General features: G+C 40.0%; 1 protein-coding gene. It reads left to right on the forward strand.

Annotated elements, in window-relative coordinates; translation table 11 throughout:
• The first annotated feature begins 73 nt into the window (after positions 1–73).
• Positions 74–625 (forward strand): class IV adenylate cyclase, encoded by a 552-nt coding sequence (gene cyaB, locus R7O03_RS22665; RefSeq protein WP_054579705.1) that lies wholly within the window; start codon positions 74–76, stop codon positions 623–625.
• Positions 626–743: the final 118 nt, after the last annotated feature.

Genomic DNA, 743 nt, shown 5'->3' on the forward strand with positions numbered 1-743 from the left:
GGCGTTATGCGTACGATCATGATTAGCTACTCACTCTTATGGTAAAATTCGCATTTTGTTATAGGATCCCAAGATGAGCGATGAGCATTTTCAGGGTAAATATGAGGTAGAGCTAAAGTACCGCCTTGAGTCGAAGACTAATTTCATGAATGTTTTGAAAAATATACCCCATGAAATAATGGTTGAGGACAATCTAGAATCCGATTGTTATTTTGATACTCCTGATAAATCATTGTATCAGCAGAATAAGAGTGTCTGTATTCGTACTATGAAGCCTTCGGGTATTAAGCTTTGGATTGTAAAAGGCCCTGAGGCAGACCGATGCGAAGCGACTAATATCACTGATGCAGAAAATGCTAAAAGTATGCTTGAAACTATGGGGTACGAAATTACGTTAAAGGCTACCAAAACTCGAAGTATCTATTTCGTTGGCAAGTTTCATATCACGGTTGACTCATTAGATGGAATTGGCGACTTTGCTGAGTTCGCTATCATGACAGACGATGAATCAATGCTAATTGCTTATAGGTCGGAACTTGAAGCCCTAGCCAGCAAGTTTGGGTTGACAGGTTCAGCATTGCAGAATAAATCCTATAAACAGATGTTCGCGGAAAAGTACGCATAACAAAGCATTTAAGAGTGATTCGCAACGCTTGGCATTTTTCATTTCATCGTTGGTTTCGTGTTTACGGTGGTATGGTTTAGTTTTGTGGTAGCGTTGCTCACACCTTAATGCGGCGTTA

This window comes from Vibrio sp. Vb2960, assembly GCF_033337665.1.
GTDB classification, from domain to species: domain Bacteria; phylum Pseudomonadota; class Gammaproteobacteria; order Enterobacterales; family Vibrionaceae; genus Vibrio; species Vibrio alginolyticus.